12 protein-coding genes and 1 pseudogene are annotated in these 15,993 nt (G+C 48.6%); 12 read left to right on the top strand and 1 reads right to left on the bottom strand.

Annotated elements, in window-relative coordinates; translation table 11 throughout:
- Positions 1-5 precede the first annotated feature (5 nt).
- The 9 genes and pseudogenes from ACFQ0N_RS27260 to ACFQ0N_RS27220 form a co-directional block, all read left to right on the top strand.
- Positions 6-323: pseudogene (locus tag ACFQ0N_RS27260) on the top strand (UvrD-helicase domain-containing protein); the annotation flags it as partial.
- A gap of 382 nt (positions 324-705) precedes the next feature.
- The gene (locus ACFQ0N_RS27255) at positions 706-2,052 is read left to right on the top strand and encodes a sulfatase family protein (protein ID WP_379332328.1); all 1,347 of its coding nucleotides are present in this window, start codon (positions 706-708) and stop codon (positions 2,050-2,052) included.
- A 567-nt stretch (positions 2,053-2,619) separates the two neighbouring features.
- On the top strand, positions 2,620-3,792 hold the full coding sequence (locus ACFQ0N_RS27250) for a hypothetical protein (protein WP_379332326.1): 1,173 nt from the start codon (positions 2,620-2,622) through the stop codon (positions 3,790-3,792).
- A 70-nt stretch (positions 3,793-3,862) separates the two neighbouring features.
- Complete coding sequence (locus tag ACFQ0N_RS27245; RefSeq protein ID WP_379332324.1) at positions 3,863-4,411, top strand: hypothetical protein; 549 nt, start codon at positions 3,863-3,865, stop codon at positions 4,409-4,411.
- 679 nt (positions 4,412-5,090) lie between these two features.
- On the top strand, positions 5,091-8,924 hold the full coding sequence (locus ACFQ0N_RS27240; RefSeq protein WP_379332322.1) for an S-layer homology domain-containing protein: 3,834 nt from the start codon (positions 5,091-5,093) through the stop codon (positions 8,922-8,924).
- A 199-nt stretch (positions 8,925-9,123) separates the two neighbouring features.
- Positions 9,124-9,816, top strand: coding sequence for a response regulator transcription factor (locus ACFQ0N_RS27235; RefSeq protein ID WP_379332320.1), 693 nt, complete (start codon positions 9,124-9,126; stop codon positions 9,814-9,816).
- Between the two features lie 80 nt (positions 9,817-9,896).
- Positions 9,897-10,820: an ATP-binding cassette domain-containing protein gene (locus ACFQ0N_RS27230; protein WP_379332318.1), complete on the top strand. Its 924-nt coding sequence runs from the start codon at positions 9,897-9,899 to the stop codon at positions 10,818-10,820.
- Positions 10,813-11,574, top strand: coding sequence for an ABC transporter permease (locus tag ACFQ0N_RS27225; protein WP_379332316.1), 762 nt, complete (start codon positions 10,813-10,815; stop codon positions 11,572-11,574). The genes ACFQ0N_RS27230 and ACFQ0N_RS27225 overlap by 8 nt, the downstream gene beginning before the upstream one ends.
- 17 nt (positions 11,575-11,591) lie before the next feature.
- On the top strand, positions 11,592-12,503 hold the full coding sequence (locus ACFQ0N_RS27220) for a sensor histidine kinase (RefSeq protein WP_379332314.1): 912 nt from the start codon (positions 11,592-11,594) through the stop codon (positions 12,501-12,503).
- Between the two features lie 140 nt (positions 12,504-12,643).
- On the opposite strand, the gene ACFQ0N_RS27215 is transcribed toward ACFQ0N_RS27220, so the two are convergent.
- Positions 12,644-13,561: a LysR family transcriptional regulator gene (locus tag ACFQ0N_RS27215; protein WP_379332312.1), complete on the bottom strand. Its 918-nt coding sequence runs from the start codon at positions 13,559-13,561 to the stop codon at positions 12,644-12,646.
- A gap of 184 nt (positions 13,562-13,745) precedes the next feature.
- Here ACFQ0N_RS27215 and ACFQ0N_RS27210 point away from each other — a divergent pair, with 184 nt between their 5' ends.
- The 3 genes from ACFQ0N_RS27210 (at position 13,746) to ACFQ0N_RS27200 (ending at position 15,876) form a co-directional block, all read left to right on the top strand.
- Positions 13,746-14,219, top strand: a complete 474-nt coding sequence (locus ACFQ0N_RS27210; RefSeq protein WP_379332310.1) for a DinB family protein — start codon at positions 13,746-13,748, stop codon at positions 14,217-14,219.
- Positions 14,220-14,476: 257 nt separating this feature from the next.
- On the top strand, positions 14,477-14,896 hold the full coding sequence (locus ACFQ0N_RS27205) for an immunity 22 family protein (protein ID WP_379332308.1): 420 nt from the start codon (positions 14,477-14,479) through the stop codon (positions 14,894-14,896).
- 92 nt (positions 14,897-14,988) lie between these two features.
- Entirely contained in the window at positions 14,989-15,876 is an 888-nt protein-coding gene (locus tag ACFQ0N_RS27200) for a YwqG family protein (protein WP_379332306.1), read from the top strand.
- Positions 15,877-15,993: the final 117 nt, after the last annotated feature.

Below are 15,993 nucleotides of genomic sequence, written 5' to 3'. Positions count from 1 at the left end.
CCTATATGACTGAACAAGCGCAATCGTTTTTTGCGCGCAAGCAGGCGGAAACAGGCATAGAGCTTAATGATGTGCAAAGGCGGGCTGTCGTATCGATTGATGGGCCGATGCTTTTGCTTGCTTCCCCCGGCTCTGGCAAAACAACAACGATGGTTATGAGAATCGGCTATCTTATAGAAGAGAAGCGGGTTAGTCCTGCGCATTAAGGCGCTTACCTTTAGCAGGGTCTCAGCGGCGGATATGAAGCAGCGCTTCCAGCGCTTTTTCCTTATTTGCCGCCCGCTCATTTCTCAACGATCCACAGCTTTTCCTTCGAAATTATTCCTTTAAAACTTGCCGTTACAGACAGCGTGGTAAACCATACCATAAGTGACGGCAACGGTTCTTGGGGTGAAACTCCCAGGAGCATTTAAAAAGGCGCTCCCTGTGGTGTGAGTTTCCGCGGGGTGTCCGGGTAGTTACAGATCGGGATGGCGCGCTGCTTTCACTTATCGGGATGCCCGCTCAGCCTGTCAAGGGAGCTATTACGTATAGAGGGACTGCATACCCGTTCGAAGTGAAGGGCAATGAAGTGCTTGCCTTTGAAGGCAGCCGCATCTGCACAAGTAAATCCGGGGCGGTGAGCCTTGTTTATCCGAAGACTTGATGGATTTCTGTTGGCGGTTTGCTTCCAAAACCAGTATAAACAAGGAAGAGGGGATTGCGGTGAGAAAACAACCAAATGTCATTTATGTGTTCAGTGACCAGCACCGGGCCGATGCGGTCGGTTATCGGGGAAACCCGGACCTCAAAACGCCTAACATGGATCGGCTGGCCCGGGAAAGCATTGATTTTACAACTGCCGTAGCCGGTTTTCCCGTATGCTGTCCGTCGCGTGCCTGCCTGATGACTGGCCAGTATGCGCTGACTCACGGGGTGTTTGTCAATGATGTGAGCCTGGGCGGCGAGGCCGTTCCGCTGGCCGAAGCGTTCAAGGAGAATGGATACGATACCGCCTATATCGGAAAATGGCATTTGGACGGCAACGGACGAAGCAATTGGATTCCTCCGGAACGCAGGCAAGGCTTCGAGTTTTGGCGGGTGTTGGAATGCACCCATAATTATCTTCATTCCGACTATTACGGCGATTCTCCGGAGAAGCTGACCTGGGATGGCTATGACGCAAAAGCTCAAACCGATTGTGCCATAGCGTATATTCGTTCGCATAAGCAGCAAAATCGTCCCTTCTTGATGGCTCTCTCCTGGGGGCCGCCGCACAGCCCGTATGATACCGCGCCACAGCAGTTCAAGGATCTTTACGATCCGGCTGTACTTACTCTCCGGCCGAATGTCCCTGAGCATTGCGAAGCGCTGGCCAGAGAGGAGTTGGCGGGCTATTACGCGCACATCTCTGCATTGGACAGTTGTCTGGGAGAATTGATGCGTGTGCTGGATGAGGAAGGATTGACCGGCGACACGATTTTCATCTATACATCTGATCACGGAGACATGCTCGGGTCACACGGCGAAAGGCATAAGCAAAAGCCATGGGACGAGTCCATCCTCGTACCTTTTCTGCTCCGCTATCCGTCCTTGTTTGGAACGGAGGGGCGAAAAGTGAGTGCTCCCATTAATACGCCGGACATTATGCCGACGCTGCTTGGTCTATGCGGCCTGAATATCCCGTCTACGGTCGAAGGGGCGGATTATTCCCCTTTTCTGAGAGGTGAGCAGGCTCCGCCGGAGGATGCGGCCATCCTCGAATGCATCCATCCGTTTGGAGAATGGTACCGTGACATCGGCGGCAAAGAATATCGGGGCTTGCGCACAGAGCGTTACACCTATGTTCGTGATTTGAACGGCCCGTGGCTGTTATTCGATAACGCTGCCGACCCGCATCAGATGAACAATCTGTGCCAGGAGGAAGCGTACCGCGACTTGCTCGCCGAGCTTGACTTGCGATTGACGGAACGGCTACGGAGAAGAAAGGACGATTTTCTCCACGGCACCTTCTATATCGAGAAACACGGATACAACCTGGACGAAACAGGTACGGTTCCGTATACCTGGTAAATATATTGAGGCGGCTCTTTATATCATTTTAGATGATGGAGCGGCCTCTTCTTTCGATAAAGAGACGTGTTCGAGTCTGAACGCCACGGAATTAGGCCGAAGCAGCGGACAATTTTGCGTATGCGTTCTTATTTGCGCCTTCTATAATGCCGCCCCTACAATTCGTCGATAATACCCTACCCGCTGTAAAAATGAAGAAACATTAACTTTTCCTTCGCCTGCTCTCCCGACGATTCAAGATCACCAAAGCGTATCGAATGTGACATTGACCCTTGAACGAAAAACCGGGATAATTAGAACTAAAAAAGCAGGAAGGAAGTGGAAGTAACGAACCCTCTGGATTATATTGAATATTTGGGACACAGCAGCGTTTATCCTCCTTTGGTCGATCAGCTTTCGAGGGACAAGATAACTTGGCGGCCGAATGTGCGGAGGAATCTTGATACGACCTATTTTGTGAGTGGAGAGGGTGTCGTTCTCCATTTCGATATTGGCGCTGTGATTTGCGATTAATGGATATTAGTCAGTATAACAAATAAGATGATGCAGTAAGGAGGCTCAGAGCCAATGGAACACGCAAATTGCATGATAAACGATGAAGCAATTTTTCTGAATTCGTTTTTTGATAAAAAGAATTCATGGGAAAAACTGAGGGAGGAAGCACGTAGTCAAGCCGTTACATGGCGCTGGGCGACCGAATCGATGGCCTTTGAAACGCCCTTCGCCCGCGAGTTGTACGGCGGCTCCATTCCGCGATGGCTGGCCGACGACCGTGCCAACCCGAAATCGCACGTCCGCCATGGCTTGGATGCGCAAGACCGCATCGTGATCGAGTGCGGACCCGGCACAAGGGAAACGGTCTGGCTGCATGAGCCGGAGCGGCGCACAGGCGTGCAGTTGTACGTTCACAACGATGACGTGAATATCGGATCGGTAACGCAATATTGCTATCAGGATGGGCGACTGGCTGCGGATCACTTGCACATGGGCTATCGCGGTTCGGATACGTGCATGGAGTATGAGGATGGCCGCCTGCTGCGCAGTTTCAGCCGCCACTGGCAGGAAGGGGATGAGCCGTGGTTCAGCCAATACGTCTTCAGCTACGATACGCAAGACCAGTTGGAACGGATCGTGTTGCAGTACACTGACGCGCAAGGCCAACCGACAGGTCAGGAACGGCTCACCTATTTGCGCCTGCCCAAGGGAGAAACGCTTGCCACCGTCGAGGCCAGGGTGCAATCGCTGTTCATTCAGGCCATTCCGACCACACTAGATAACATTCCGCAGGATGAGAAGCTCTACTGCCTGCTGCTGTGCTACACCCATGAGGATCTGGGCGCCGCGTGGCCGCCGTTCCTGGTCTGGGGCCGGGAATCCTATCGGCAATCGGTTGTCGAGCGCGGCGAAGACGTGCCCTACTACTTGTGGGCGCCGGATGAAATCCGAGACGTGCAGGGCGAAGGCCACGAATACTGGTTCGATGACCGGGAACTCCGGGAAGCTTGCCTGCTTCATGCTCAACTGATGAACATGAAGCAAAGCAACGCATCGGCGATGCGTGTGCTGAAACAACTGGCGCCACAGATTCACCGAATGGCAAAGCAGGCCGGACTGCCGCTTACCGACGATTTCGTCGTGGCCTATGCCGACAATACCGGTGAGGTGAACCCGCTGAAGGCGATGAAGTCCGGCCTCGACGCTGAATCCTGGGCGTTGCTGAAGCAGCGCGGCTACGTGTGACGGCCCGGAAACGCACAACGATTTCATCGCGTTGTGTGCATTGAGCGAAGCGAAAGGAATGGGTATAAGCATGAAAGAACCATCTGAACAGCTCATTGAAATGCTTGGGCATCCGTATAATCCCAAGCATGTTCAAGCTTTGCTGCAATCATTCGGCGTCAAGCGGATGCCGCCCCCGAACAGCTATTTCAACGACGATATTATCTGGTCTGTGAAAACATCGGTACGCATCGATATTTATCGCATACCAAAAATAAATGATCTGACTGGACTCAAATATACAAATCAAGATGAATGGATCATTGGCGCCATACATTTTCTTGCGCCCGGGTCGGATGACAGAATTAGAGCTCCGTTTCCCGGAAAGCTTCCCAAGGAAATCGCGATGAGCTCAACACCGGATGAGTCGATAAAGGCATATGGTCAACCTGAACTGGATGAGGAATGTTGGTGGCCAGGATTTTCCGGCCGAATTTTGGCATGGCGCAAGCCGGGCATCAATATCGTAATTGAATATGCGGACAGTGACAGTAATAGCGTGATGAGAAGCTACACGGCCTGTTTAATTGGCTGCATAGGCGCTTGGCGAGACGATAATCCGGAAGTCTTTGCTCCCTGATTGCAGGTCATGAAAGATTTGCCGACGTTATCTAGAAGACCTCATCGCTGGTAGCGAGGTCAGGGGTTCGATCCCCCTATTCTCTACCATAAATATGACGACTGAAACGGCAGAGATGCCGTTTTTTTGTAAAGATAAGCAAAACCCACCGCGTAATGTTGATCCTTCGGTGGGTTTTTGCATTTAACTTAATATCAGTATGTTGAATCAATTTATTTTTCTGGTAAGCACATCCCTCAAATTAAGCAGCGTCTCCTTGCGGATACGGTAGCCAGTGACGCAGGATCGTTGATTAAAGCAATCGCTGCTTTGACTTTTTCCGTCAGCTCGAAACTTTCAATCTTGCTTTCATAGTTGGGAGCAAAAATTAATCAGATCGAGGATTTGGTCAACAAAACTTGTACCGCTTCATGATAGGTAAGAATTGGATCGCACGGCGTCGCGCTTGCCCGCCAGAATTCCCTTCTAAAGTATACTTGAGACGAACTTGAGACAGAAATGAGATACCAATGCAATCATAATTTTATACAATAAAACGAGATGATGGGCTTGGAAAGTAAGTGCTAAACGGAGTCATGGTCTGGTTCTTGAGGAGGCATGACATTAGGACTGCAATAGCTATAGCCGAAAAAAACTTTAAAGGGAGAGAGAAAACATTTTTAAGCAGATAAAAAGGTTAATGGCCAGTATGCTGGCTTTTTTGTTGATCACAACAGTGATGCCAGAGCTGACAGGGGGAAAAGCCTACGCTACAAGCGGTTATTCCATTTCAACAAGCCGTGCGACGACTGTCAACGCGGCAGATGATTTAAGCGGTGTTGAGACAAGCGAAGATCAATGGACATCGAGCGTTGCGTTTGCAGGAGGAGATGGCTCCCTTGAGAATCCCTATTTGATCGAAACAGCAGAGCAGTTGAACGCTGTCAGGGACGACTTGAATGCTGACTATCAGTTGATAAGCGACATCGATCTATCGGGGTACAACTGGGAGCCGATTGGAAGTCTTGGTAATGAGTTCAACGGCAGCTTTGATGGCCAAGGAAACGTGATCACCGGATTGAGCATCAATCGTAGTAGCGGAGAAAACCAAGGGCTGTTTGGAATTGTTGACAGAGACGGGATGATCAGGAATGTCGGCCTGGAAGGGGTGAGGATACTTGGTAAATATCAAGTTGGTGGTCTGGTAGGAGTTAACTATGGTGCAGTCGAAGAGTCGTATGCTACCGGAACCGTGTCTGGGGATAATTTTGTCGGCGTTCTGGTTGGGCTTAATGGGGGCCCTATTAGGAAATCGTACGCTGTAGGTACAGCAACAGGTAATTATAGTGTCGGCGGCCTGGCGGGGATGATCGAGAACCTGGACCTTGTCAGAGATGTGTATTTCTCTGGGCAAGTATCAGGCCAAGCGGCAGTGGGAGGTTTAATAGGAGCAATAATCCGTCCCTCAACGATTAAAAACTCTTATTGGAATGTAAGTGCATATGCTTCCAACCCTCCCGACAACGGGATTGGAACACCTGTGACTGAGGAGAACATGACACAACGTGTTACGTATGAAAATTGGGATTTTACGGACACATGGTATCTATATAATGGTGAGACTTTTCCATTTCTGCAATTGAAAGATCCATTGGAAATGGTGGATGTGCAAATTGACTCCACAACATTGAATATCGGTGAAACCGCCCAGATTGAGGTTACCGCACAGCATCTGCGAGATTCGTACCATGCAACGCTTACTGCTGAATATGCGGTTACTGGAGGTGAACAGTTCGTTGAAGTTAACGAAAAAGGACAAGTGACGGCGATTGCCCCTGGAGAAGCGGAGATTACCGTTATACTGCACGGCTTGACAGCAACTGTAGACGTAGTGGTGGGCGATCAATTTGCAGGAGGAGATGGCTCCCTTGAGAATCCCTATTTGATCGAAACGGCGAAGCAGTTGAACGCTGTCAGGGACGACTTGAATGCTCACTATCAGTTGATAAGCGACATCGATATATCGGGCTATAGCTCAGGAGAGGGTTGGAAGCCCATCGGGAATGATACCGCTCCGTTTCAAGGTATGTTTGACGGTCAGAATTACGTAATAAAGCATTTGACAATTAATCGCAACGAACAGGATCAAGGTTTATTTGGAGTAGTGGGGAATGGTGGACAAATTTCGAATGTTGCTTTGGAAGAGGTGAATATTCACGTATTTGATCGCGGCATCGGTGGTCTGGCAGGAAAGAACAACGGGGAGATTAACGAGTCTTACGTAAAAGGAACCGTTACAGGGGCTGATGAAGTTGGCGGCTTAGTAGGACACAATGCGGGGGAGATCCATCATACATATTCGACTAGCCGAGTGACTGCAAATGTTAATTTTGGGAAAGCTGGTGGATTGGTAGGATATAATGACGAGGGAGAGATCCATCATTCATATGCTGGAGGAGAAGTGACCGCTAATAATACTGAGGGTGTCGCAGGCGGACTGGTTGGGGTTAATGAGTCTTCAGGTCGCGTGAACAACTCATATTGGAATATAAGTGCCTATGATACCATTCCCCCGGACAACGGTGTTGGAACACCTGTGACAGAAGACGAAATGAAACAACGAGGAACGTTTAATGATTGGGATTTTACAGATGTATGGTATCTATATAATGGAGAAACTTTTCCGTTTCTGCAGTGGGAAGATCCATTGGAAATGGTGGATGTTCAACTTGACTCCACAACATTGAATATCGGTGAGACCGCTCAGATTACGGTTACCGCCCGTCATCAACAGGGTACATTTAATGGGACGTTCAGTGCTGAATATGCGGTCACCGAGGGAGAAGATATTGTTGAGGTTGACCTAGAAGGGCAGGTGACTGCTAAAGCGCCTGGAGAAGCGGTGATTACCGTCTCACTACATGGTGAAGTAAGCACAAAGAAGGTGAATGTTCATCCGTATACAATAAAAAGCGTAGAACATCCCAATCCTATAACCGTTGCTAATGGAACGACGGTAGAGGAGATTGGCTTACCGAATACAATAGAGGTGACATTAAGTCCCGGGGACGGCACGCGCGAGATTTCAATAGAATGGGCGGATGCGGATGAAAAAAATCCGTATCACGCCAATGTCCCTGGAACCTACACCTTCACCGGCACTTTGGTCAATTTACCGGAAGACGTAGAGAATCCGAACGGTTTGACAGCAACTGCGAATGTGACATTGGACAATCCGTTTATCACTGGAGTCGCCGACTTAGACGATATCAACGTCGCCAACGGTACGAAACATTCAGCCCTTGGTCTCCCTGAAGAGGTCGAGGTGACGTTAAACAATGGAAATGTAGCCGAAGTAAGGATCACTTGGGACGACGGTAACCCGAAATATGATGGGATGAAGGCAGGCGCCTACACCTTCACAGGTAAATTGGAACTACCAGAAGGTGTTCTCAATCCGGATGGCTTGTCAGCAGACATACATGTCACCGTTCTGGAAAAGAGTCCTATAGGCGGAGGTTTTGAAAGCATTGGTGGTGGGAATGATCTTTCACCTTATACGTATGTCGTAGGAAGTAGCGGAAGAACGATTACCTTTTCCGGCGGTCAGCTCATCATTCCGAAAGGCGCGTGGAACGGTTCATTTTCCCTAACCATTAATGTCATCGAAAACACGAGCAGCCTACCTTTGGCTGAAAAAGAGAAGCTTGTTAGCCAGGGGATTGGCTTCACGAAGAATCAAACAGGGTCTTTTCTAAAAGAAGTCACAGTCATCCTGCATTTTAGAATGGATGAGGTCAGAGAAGAAGAGGCAACTGTAAGTCTTTACGGGCTAAACGAAGAAACGAACAAATGGGTCGAGTTAAAGAACATCAGAGTTGACTGGGAGAAAGGAACAGTGAGTGGTAACATCGACCATCTCACCAGGTTTGCAGTAATTGCCAGCAAGAAAGAAAATTATGAAAAGTTGGCGGAAGATACGAAGCACGAGGTTGAGTTAACTGACATCGATGGGCATTGGGCGAAGGAGAGCATTCAGCAGCTAGTGAGAATGGGAGTGATCAGCGGCTACTCGGACGGTACCTTTAAGCCCAACCATCCCATTACGAGAGCGGAATTTGTCTCCATTCTTGTCCGTGTCCTGAACCTGAAAGAGAGGAGCGGAGTGATCTATTCTGATACAAAAGATCACTGGGCACAAGACGTGATTGCCACGGCTCAGGCTCACGGAATCATCACCGGGTATACGAATACATTGTTTGGAGCGAATGATCCGATTACCCGAGAGCAAATGGCAGTGATGCTCATGCGAGCCGCGGAACTACCTGCAGGGAAAAAAACGATAACGTTTAACGATCAAGGGAACATTTCCTCATGGGCGCAGGAGGCGGTAGCTGCACTATCGGAGCAGGGAATCATTCTGGGCCATCCGGATGGCAGTTTCCAGCCTCAAAAAAGCGCTACCCGTTCAGAAGCAGCGGCTACTCTCGTTCGAACTTTAGAAAAAGTTAAGTTAGTGCAAAGCGATATGTAATGACACTATCTATAAAAGATGAAGATTCATACATTCCCTTGGATCCACCAAAATCTAACACAAACGGCAGAGATGCCGTTTGTTTGCTTTTAATTTATAAATATTCTGGAACTAGTGGAGATCTGATGGTAATATCGATTCATACAATAAAAACATGAGGCTGACCGATTTTTTTTCATAGATAGCAAAGGAGTAATCAATGAACAATCCGATTCATATTCTCGTTGCCGAGGATGATAATGATATCAATCGATTGCTTTGCAGCATTATTAAGAAAAGCGGTTATATCCCCCAGCCAGCTTACTCTGGAACAGAGGCGCTTCTCTACCTGGCGCAGCGTGAGTGGAGCATGTTGCTTCTCGATTTGATGCTGCCGGGTATGACAGGAGAAGAACTGCTCGATCGGATCGACAGACGTGACGATATGCCGGTTATTATCATTTCGGCCAAAGGTGAGCCAAAGACCAAAGTATCTGCACTGCGCGGGGGAGCGGACGATTTCATTACGAAACCATTCGATGTTGAGGAAGTATCTGCGCGAATCGATTCCCATCTACGCATGTATGCGCGAATTGCACAACCGGTTTTTCCTAATATGCTGCAGCATAAAGGGATTGTACTTGATCGAGACGCCATGTCGGTTACAGCAGATGGGGCTGAACTGACTCTCACAGCTCGAGAATTTGAGATTCTTTCGTTGCTATTGTCGGCACCGAAGAAGGTATTCACGAAATCCAATCTGTACGAAAGAGTTTGGCAGGAACCATTCTATGGCGACGATAACATCATCAATGTTCATATGAGCAATTTGCGAAGCAAGCTGTCAAAAGCCGCTCCAGAAAGCGATTTTATCGAGACGGTATGGGGCATGGGCTATCGGCTAAAGCCTTAAGACATTCTTAAGTTTTGGCTTAAGTTCTACTTATGCTTTGATTTCTATACTTGGTCTATCACATAAAGGAGGCCAAGAAGATGCAGGAGTATGTATTAAAAACTAATCAGCTCTCCAAAAAGTTCAAAGGCCATAGAGCGCTGGACAAAGTCAATTTGTCCATCCGCAAAGGCTCAATTTATGGATTCATTGGGCAAAACGGAGCGGGAAAATCAACGTTGATCCGCCTTGTGACGGGACTTGCCTTTCCGACCGAGGGGTCGATTGAGCTTTTCGGAGCCAGCGAAGAGAAGGCATTAATCCAGGCTCGCAAACGAATCGGCTCTAGCATTGAGAACCCTGCTTTATTTCTTCATATGACCGCCAGCGAGAATCTGGAAGCGAACCGGATTCTGCGCGGTATTCCCGGTAAAGATTGTGTTCCCAGAATGCTCAAGCAGGTGGGGCTGGAAGGAACCGGGAAGAAAAAAGCGAAAAATTTTTCACTCGGCATGAAGCAGAGGCTGGGTCTGGCAATCGCCTTGCTGGGCGATCCGGAATTCCTCATTTTGGATGAGCCGACCAATGGATTGGATCCGATGGGCGTTATTGAAATGCGGGAGCTGCTCAAGAAATTAAATCGGGAGCTCGGCATTACGATCCTAATCTCAAGCCATATTTTAAGCGAGTTGCATTTGATGGCAAGTCATTATGGCATCATTCATGGCGGCCAGCTGCTGGAGCAGCTTACTGCCGAAGAGTTGGACGGAAAATGCCGGCAGTATGTGTATATTAAAGTAAATGATCCTGGCACGGCCACAGCCGTTATTCAGAACGAGTTGGGCACAACCGATTTCGAAGTGATGCAGGATGGAGCCATCAAATTGTATAACCGTATTGAGCAGCCAAGTAAAATTTCTTCTGCGCTTTTCTCCGCGGGCCTGGAAGTTGAGAAGTTTATGCCTATGGGGGAAGACTTGGAAAGTTATTTCACAAAGCGGATTGGGGGTAATCCGCATGTATAATCTGATCAGAGCCGAGTTTTTCAAGCTTCGCAAGAACAGATCGTTCTGGACATTGCTGATTGCATTTGCAGCAGTCTCGCTTGCTTACCCCTTGTTATATTATTTTGATCATCAATCCAGTGGAGAGCCGCAATTCACGGGAGCACAGTTTCTGAGCACCTTTATTGCAAGCAATTCCTACGCTATCAAATTCGGCGTAGCTGTGTTAGCCGGGTTCTTCATTTGCAACGAGTATGCTACAGGTATTATGAAAACGATCGCTTCGTCAGGCAACACAAGAGGGCGGCTGTATGCGGCCAAGCTAATCGGATTCGCAGTCGGTGCCATGTTGGTTTCTCTTGTTTTTCCAATCGTCAGCACGGTGGAAGTTACGTTTCTGTCGGGCTTTGGTCATTTGCCGGCGGAAAGTAGCGGGTTTTTCATACCTAGAGTGCTGGGTCTGACGATGCTGTATACGGCGGCCTACGCAGCCATTGGGGCGCTGTTTGCTGTAATCCTGACTGACAGCGGCAAAACGATCGGGGTTTCGATCATTTTCTTTCTGATGATTGATATCGTTTTGGCCGGCATAGGTTCGAAGGTTGAATTCTTTGGCAAGCTGTACGATTATTCCATTTTCAAGCTAGTTGGGGATATCAGCAAACCGAGCATCGATAGCGGAGATTGGCCAGCGCTCCTGCTTGTGCCGTTGTTGACAATTGTCTTATGTGCTATGCCAGGCATTTTCGTATTCCGGCGAAAAGATATTAAATAATGATGGGAGCGAGGAAAGTGTTGCTTGTCCTGACGATCTTATCAATGGCGGCAGCAGCTTTCCTGCTTGTCCATCTACTGATGCTGAGGCGGGAATTAGGACGGATGACGGAGCAATTGCGAAGCTACAACGAAGGAGTAACGGGCAAAAAAATCGACATCTCCCTATTCGATCCGAAGCTCGAAGCGCTTGCTGGGCAAATCAATCGTCAGTCTCATTTAATCGTCGAAGCGGAAGCACATCGAAAACGAATCGAAAACGAATTTCGGCAGGCGGCCGCGAACATTTCCCATGATATCCGTACTCCGTTAACCTCTATCTTCGGTTATATCCAGTTGTTGGAGGCGGAGAACATAACGCCTGTAGAGAAACAAGAATACATCGCTGTCGTGAAAAATCGAACCAAACGCTTGCAGGCATTATTGAACGATTTTTTCGAGCTATCCGTGATCGAATCGCCAGATTACCCGCTTACAACCGAAAAGCTTGGATTGACCGCCTTAATCTCCGACATTGTGGTCGAATTTTACGATTCGTTCAACGAACGCGGCATCATACCTGACATACGGCTGCCGGAGGAAAATGTGTCCGTATACGCCGACGAATCGGCTGTGCGGAGAGTAGTTGAGAACTTGCTTGTCAACACGGTAAAGTATGCTTCCGGTCAGGTTGAAATCTGGTTGGAACAGCAGCAGGAGACAGTAGACTTGACCATTAATAACGATGCGAGGGAACTGGCCGGAAGTGACGTTAACCTTTTGTTTGATCGGTTCTACACGGCAGACCGTGCTCGATCCTCCCAAACATCCGGGCTTGGCCTTCCTATCGCCAAAAGCCTGATGAACAACATGGGCGGCACGCTGACGGCCGAACTGAACGGTGAAAAGTTGATGCTCGTCTGCCGCTGGAAAAAAGCAAAACGGCATTGAAACCGACCGCGGCGGTAGAGCGCATCGCTGGCAGCGATGAGGTTGAGGGGGTGCCCCGCCGCGGGCGGCCGGTGGGACTTGGCCCATGCCGCCTTCCAACCATTGTGTTGACGAGTGTTGGCCGATAGCTGGAGGTGTCTTCAAGAATGGCCGTGGCTGGGAGACTTCACGTTCAGGGTAGCTGCCTCGATATATTCTCGAAGCATCCTGATGAATGCGCGTATGGCGTATCCGACAAATCTGTCACTGCGGTAGATAAGGCAAATGTCTTGACTGGGTATGGGATTGATCAGGGGTATTGTCCTAATTTCTTTACTGCCCAAATTATCCAGTAACATACGTGGAAGTATACTGACACCGACTCCACTTTCAACCATGTGAATGAGTGAGGACAGCGTCGTGGCTTCCATCTGTGGCTTCAAACGGAAGCCCTGTTCCATGCAAAATTGGTCGATTACTTTGCGACAGTGGTGGTCTGGCGGAAATAGGACGGTCTTCATGTTCTGCAACATCCTCAATGAAACGGAAGACTCCTTTGAAACTGGATCGTGAACGTTTACCGCTAATGAAAATTCCTCGTGAAATAGTGGGATTTTCGTAAGCCGTTCATCGGAGATCGGCTCAATTGTCACGCCGACATCGATGCTGCGATCCAGAACCTGTTCTGTCACTTTGGTCGTTTCCAAAAGGGAGAGGGCAATTTGCGGATAGGTCTGGTGAAATCTTAATATCAACAAATTAAACAATAGGTCAGCGTCTCCAGGCAGAACGCCGATGGAGAACGATCCGCCTTTCGTCTTTTTTAGGTCAGAGATGGCGTCGTTTGCTTGCTGAAGATGTCCAAATACGGCCGCAGCGTGCGCGCGGAGGATTTCCCCTGCATCGGTGAGCGTGATTTTTTTTCCGCTCCGATCAAAGAGTAGAACCCCAAGCTCTTCCTCCAATCCTCTCATTTGCTGACTGATGTTGGGCGCACTGACCCCCATCTTATTGGCAGCTCTAGAGAAATGAAGCTCCTCGCATATCGCCAAGAAATACTGTAACTGTTTCAGTTCCATCACGCACCTCCATTTTGGACGATTCTTCTCTCAAGCTTTATTATACTGGGAAGCCCCCTCAAAACAAGTGTTATTGTTAAGTCACACTTAACGTAATGGTAATGAACGTTGCATTGACCGGAACTTCCGATCGGCTTATTCTGGACACATATCAAGGTTTCCCTATGAAAAGGAGGAGTTTTCCATGTCCGAGATCATCATCCACACTGCGCAAACTTTGCGTCAAATCGTTTTGCAACAGGTTCAAGCGATCCCTGAGGAGCTGTACGACATAAAGCCGGATGCGTTCAACAATACCATTCGCTGGAATGTCGGCCATATCGTTTTTTGGATGGATGCCTATATGTCGCTTTGCTTCCAGATGGAATCTGCAATTCCAGCATCGTTTAAAGCATTCTTCGATTCGGGGACAAAGCCGTCAGACTGGACAGAAGCACCGCCGTCCAAAGAAGAATTAATTGGGGAGCTCACCCGGCAGATGGGGCTTTTTGACAAGATTGATCCTCATAGCCTGAAAAATCCTCTCACACCGCCGCAGCAATTTGGGCCCTTTACTTTCAATCTTGCGGGCGAATTGTTCAACTTCGGACTTATTCATGAAGGGCTGCATCTCTCGACCTGCGGCAGCTTACTGAAGGTAATTAAAGCTGAACGGTAGCTGCCTACATGACATTAATGACGAACAAATGTGCCACCTCATGAGCTTGAGAATTCGGGTTTACAGACTGTCGACATAGTCATTGTCGGCAGTTTTTGGTGCGCTTCGCCATTTCGACAGCAAGGAATATGAGAATACAATGTCGAATAAGAAAAATATGTTAGTTTCCTTTCGTCTGCTCCGTAAATACATGGCAAATAAGACGTGATCATTATGGTGCCTTATCTCTGAAGCTGAATAGGGTAGGTGAGTTTACGATGAAACATATCGTAAGGATATGGGGGGCCAACTTCTCTTCCGAAGAAGAACTGGAAGCGTTTGTCGAGACCGTTTACGACGATGACGGAGGTGCACTGCCTTCTGCCTTTCTAGTAAGCACAGGGTATTCCTGGATCGATGAAGATTTTTTAGAGATGCATTTTTTCAACAATGCGGAAGAACATATAGCCTTTATACAATATTTGAGGTCGGAATATTCGCCGCACGATTCGTTCGTTAAACAACTGCCGGCAACGATCGATGAGTCTATCCGAGCTTATAATTCGATTATTCTCCTGTACGGTAACGATTCACCTTATGGAGCCATAAACGATGAATTGTTCCAAATCGTCGAAGCAGACTTACCGACAGGTTCTTCGACCATTCTTCTTGCAAGGGTCGAGTACGAAACCCGATAGAGAAATTGGGGCCAGAAATAACGAACAGCAACGGCCAATTTTATCAAACGAAACTCGTCATCGAGACAGCGCATTTCAAGGAGGAAACAACGATGCAATGGACCGGACAGAAACGAAACGATTTGGAGACGAAACTGCGTGACAACCAATTTGCACATGCGATTCCGTATTTGTTGGAAACGACGAAATTTGGCATTCGCTGCGCCAAGACAGGTCCGGCAGATTACAGCAAGCCTGGCCGCTCCCGTGTAGGAGGAGATCCGGATCTGCCGCCGGATTGGGAATGGCCGATGACCTCCGATGGAGAAGCGATGACGTTTCTTGCCCAATTGAATTTGCAGGAGCTGGCACAGCATGACGAATCTTCCTTGCTGCCAAAGGAAGGGATGCTGTCGTTTTTCGTAGGTGTGGATGAGCCAGCATACCATATTGAGCACCGGGTGCTGGTTATGACGGCGGAGCAGCTTGCTGCAGCTGTGCATCGTCCCTCCCCGGAAGAGACGACGATGGAAGAAACGTTTGAAGGGTTTGCGTTGAGCGCACGCGCAACGCTGGAACCGCCGAACTATGCGTATATCGATTATGACCGGATCGAGACGGATGACGTCGGTTACGACGAATTTGAGGCGGTTTACCAGGACATCCGGGACGAGGGCGAACAAGATATTTTGCAGTTGTTCGGCTATCCCACATCCCAACATGACGATGCGGAATACGAAGCGGCCTTGATGCTTCTCACCGGAAAAAACTACGATTACAAAATGGACTCTGCTTTGAACCAAATCGCGAAGAAGCTCGGCGGGGATAAGGACAAGGCGAAGCAGGAGATCGGCGATATCGTGATGCTGCTCGAGATCGATACCGATAACGACGTCGGATTTTGCTGGTGGGATGCGGGCGTTCTGCATTATTTTATTCGTAAAGAAGATTTGCTGGCAGGACGGTTTGACCGTACATACTGTTCGCTCTATTCCAGCTAATGCTTGTGCAGGGTTCGACCAGGAGATGATCGATTCGTCCGCAACATGCCAAAACGCCAGAACTGAAAAGAGACGTGTGTCATCACGCCTCTTTTTTGATTTTATAGCATTTATATG

Origin of the sequence: Paenibacillus sp. GCM10027626, from assembly GCF_042676285.1 — a bacterium.
Taxonomy (GTDB): domain Bacteria; phylum Bacillota; class Bacilli; order Paenibacillales; family Paenibacillaceae; genus Paenibacillus_Z.
The sequence above is the reverse complement of the archived record's forward strand: the minus strand, read 5'-3'. Positions and strand labels throughout refer to the sequence as shown.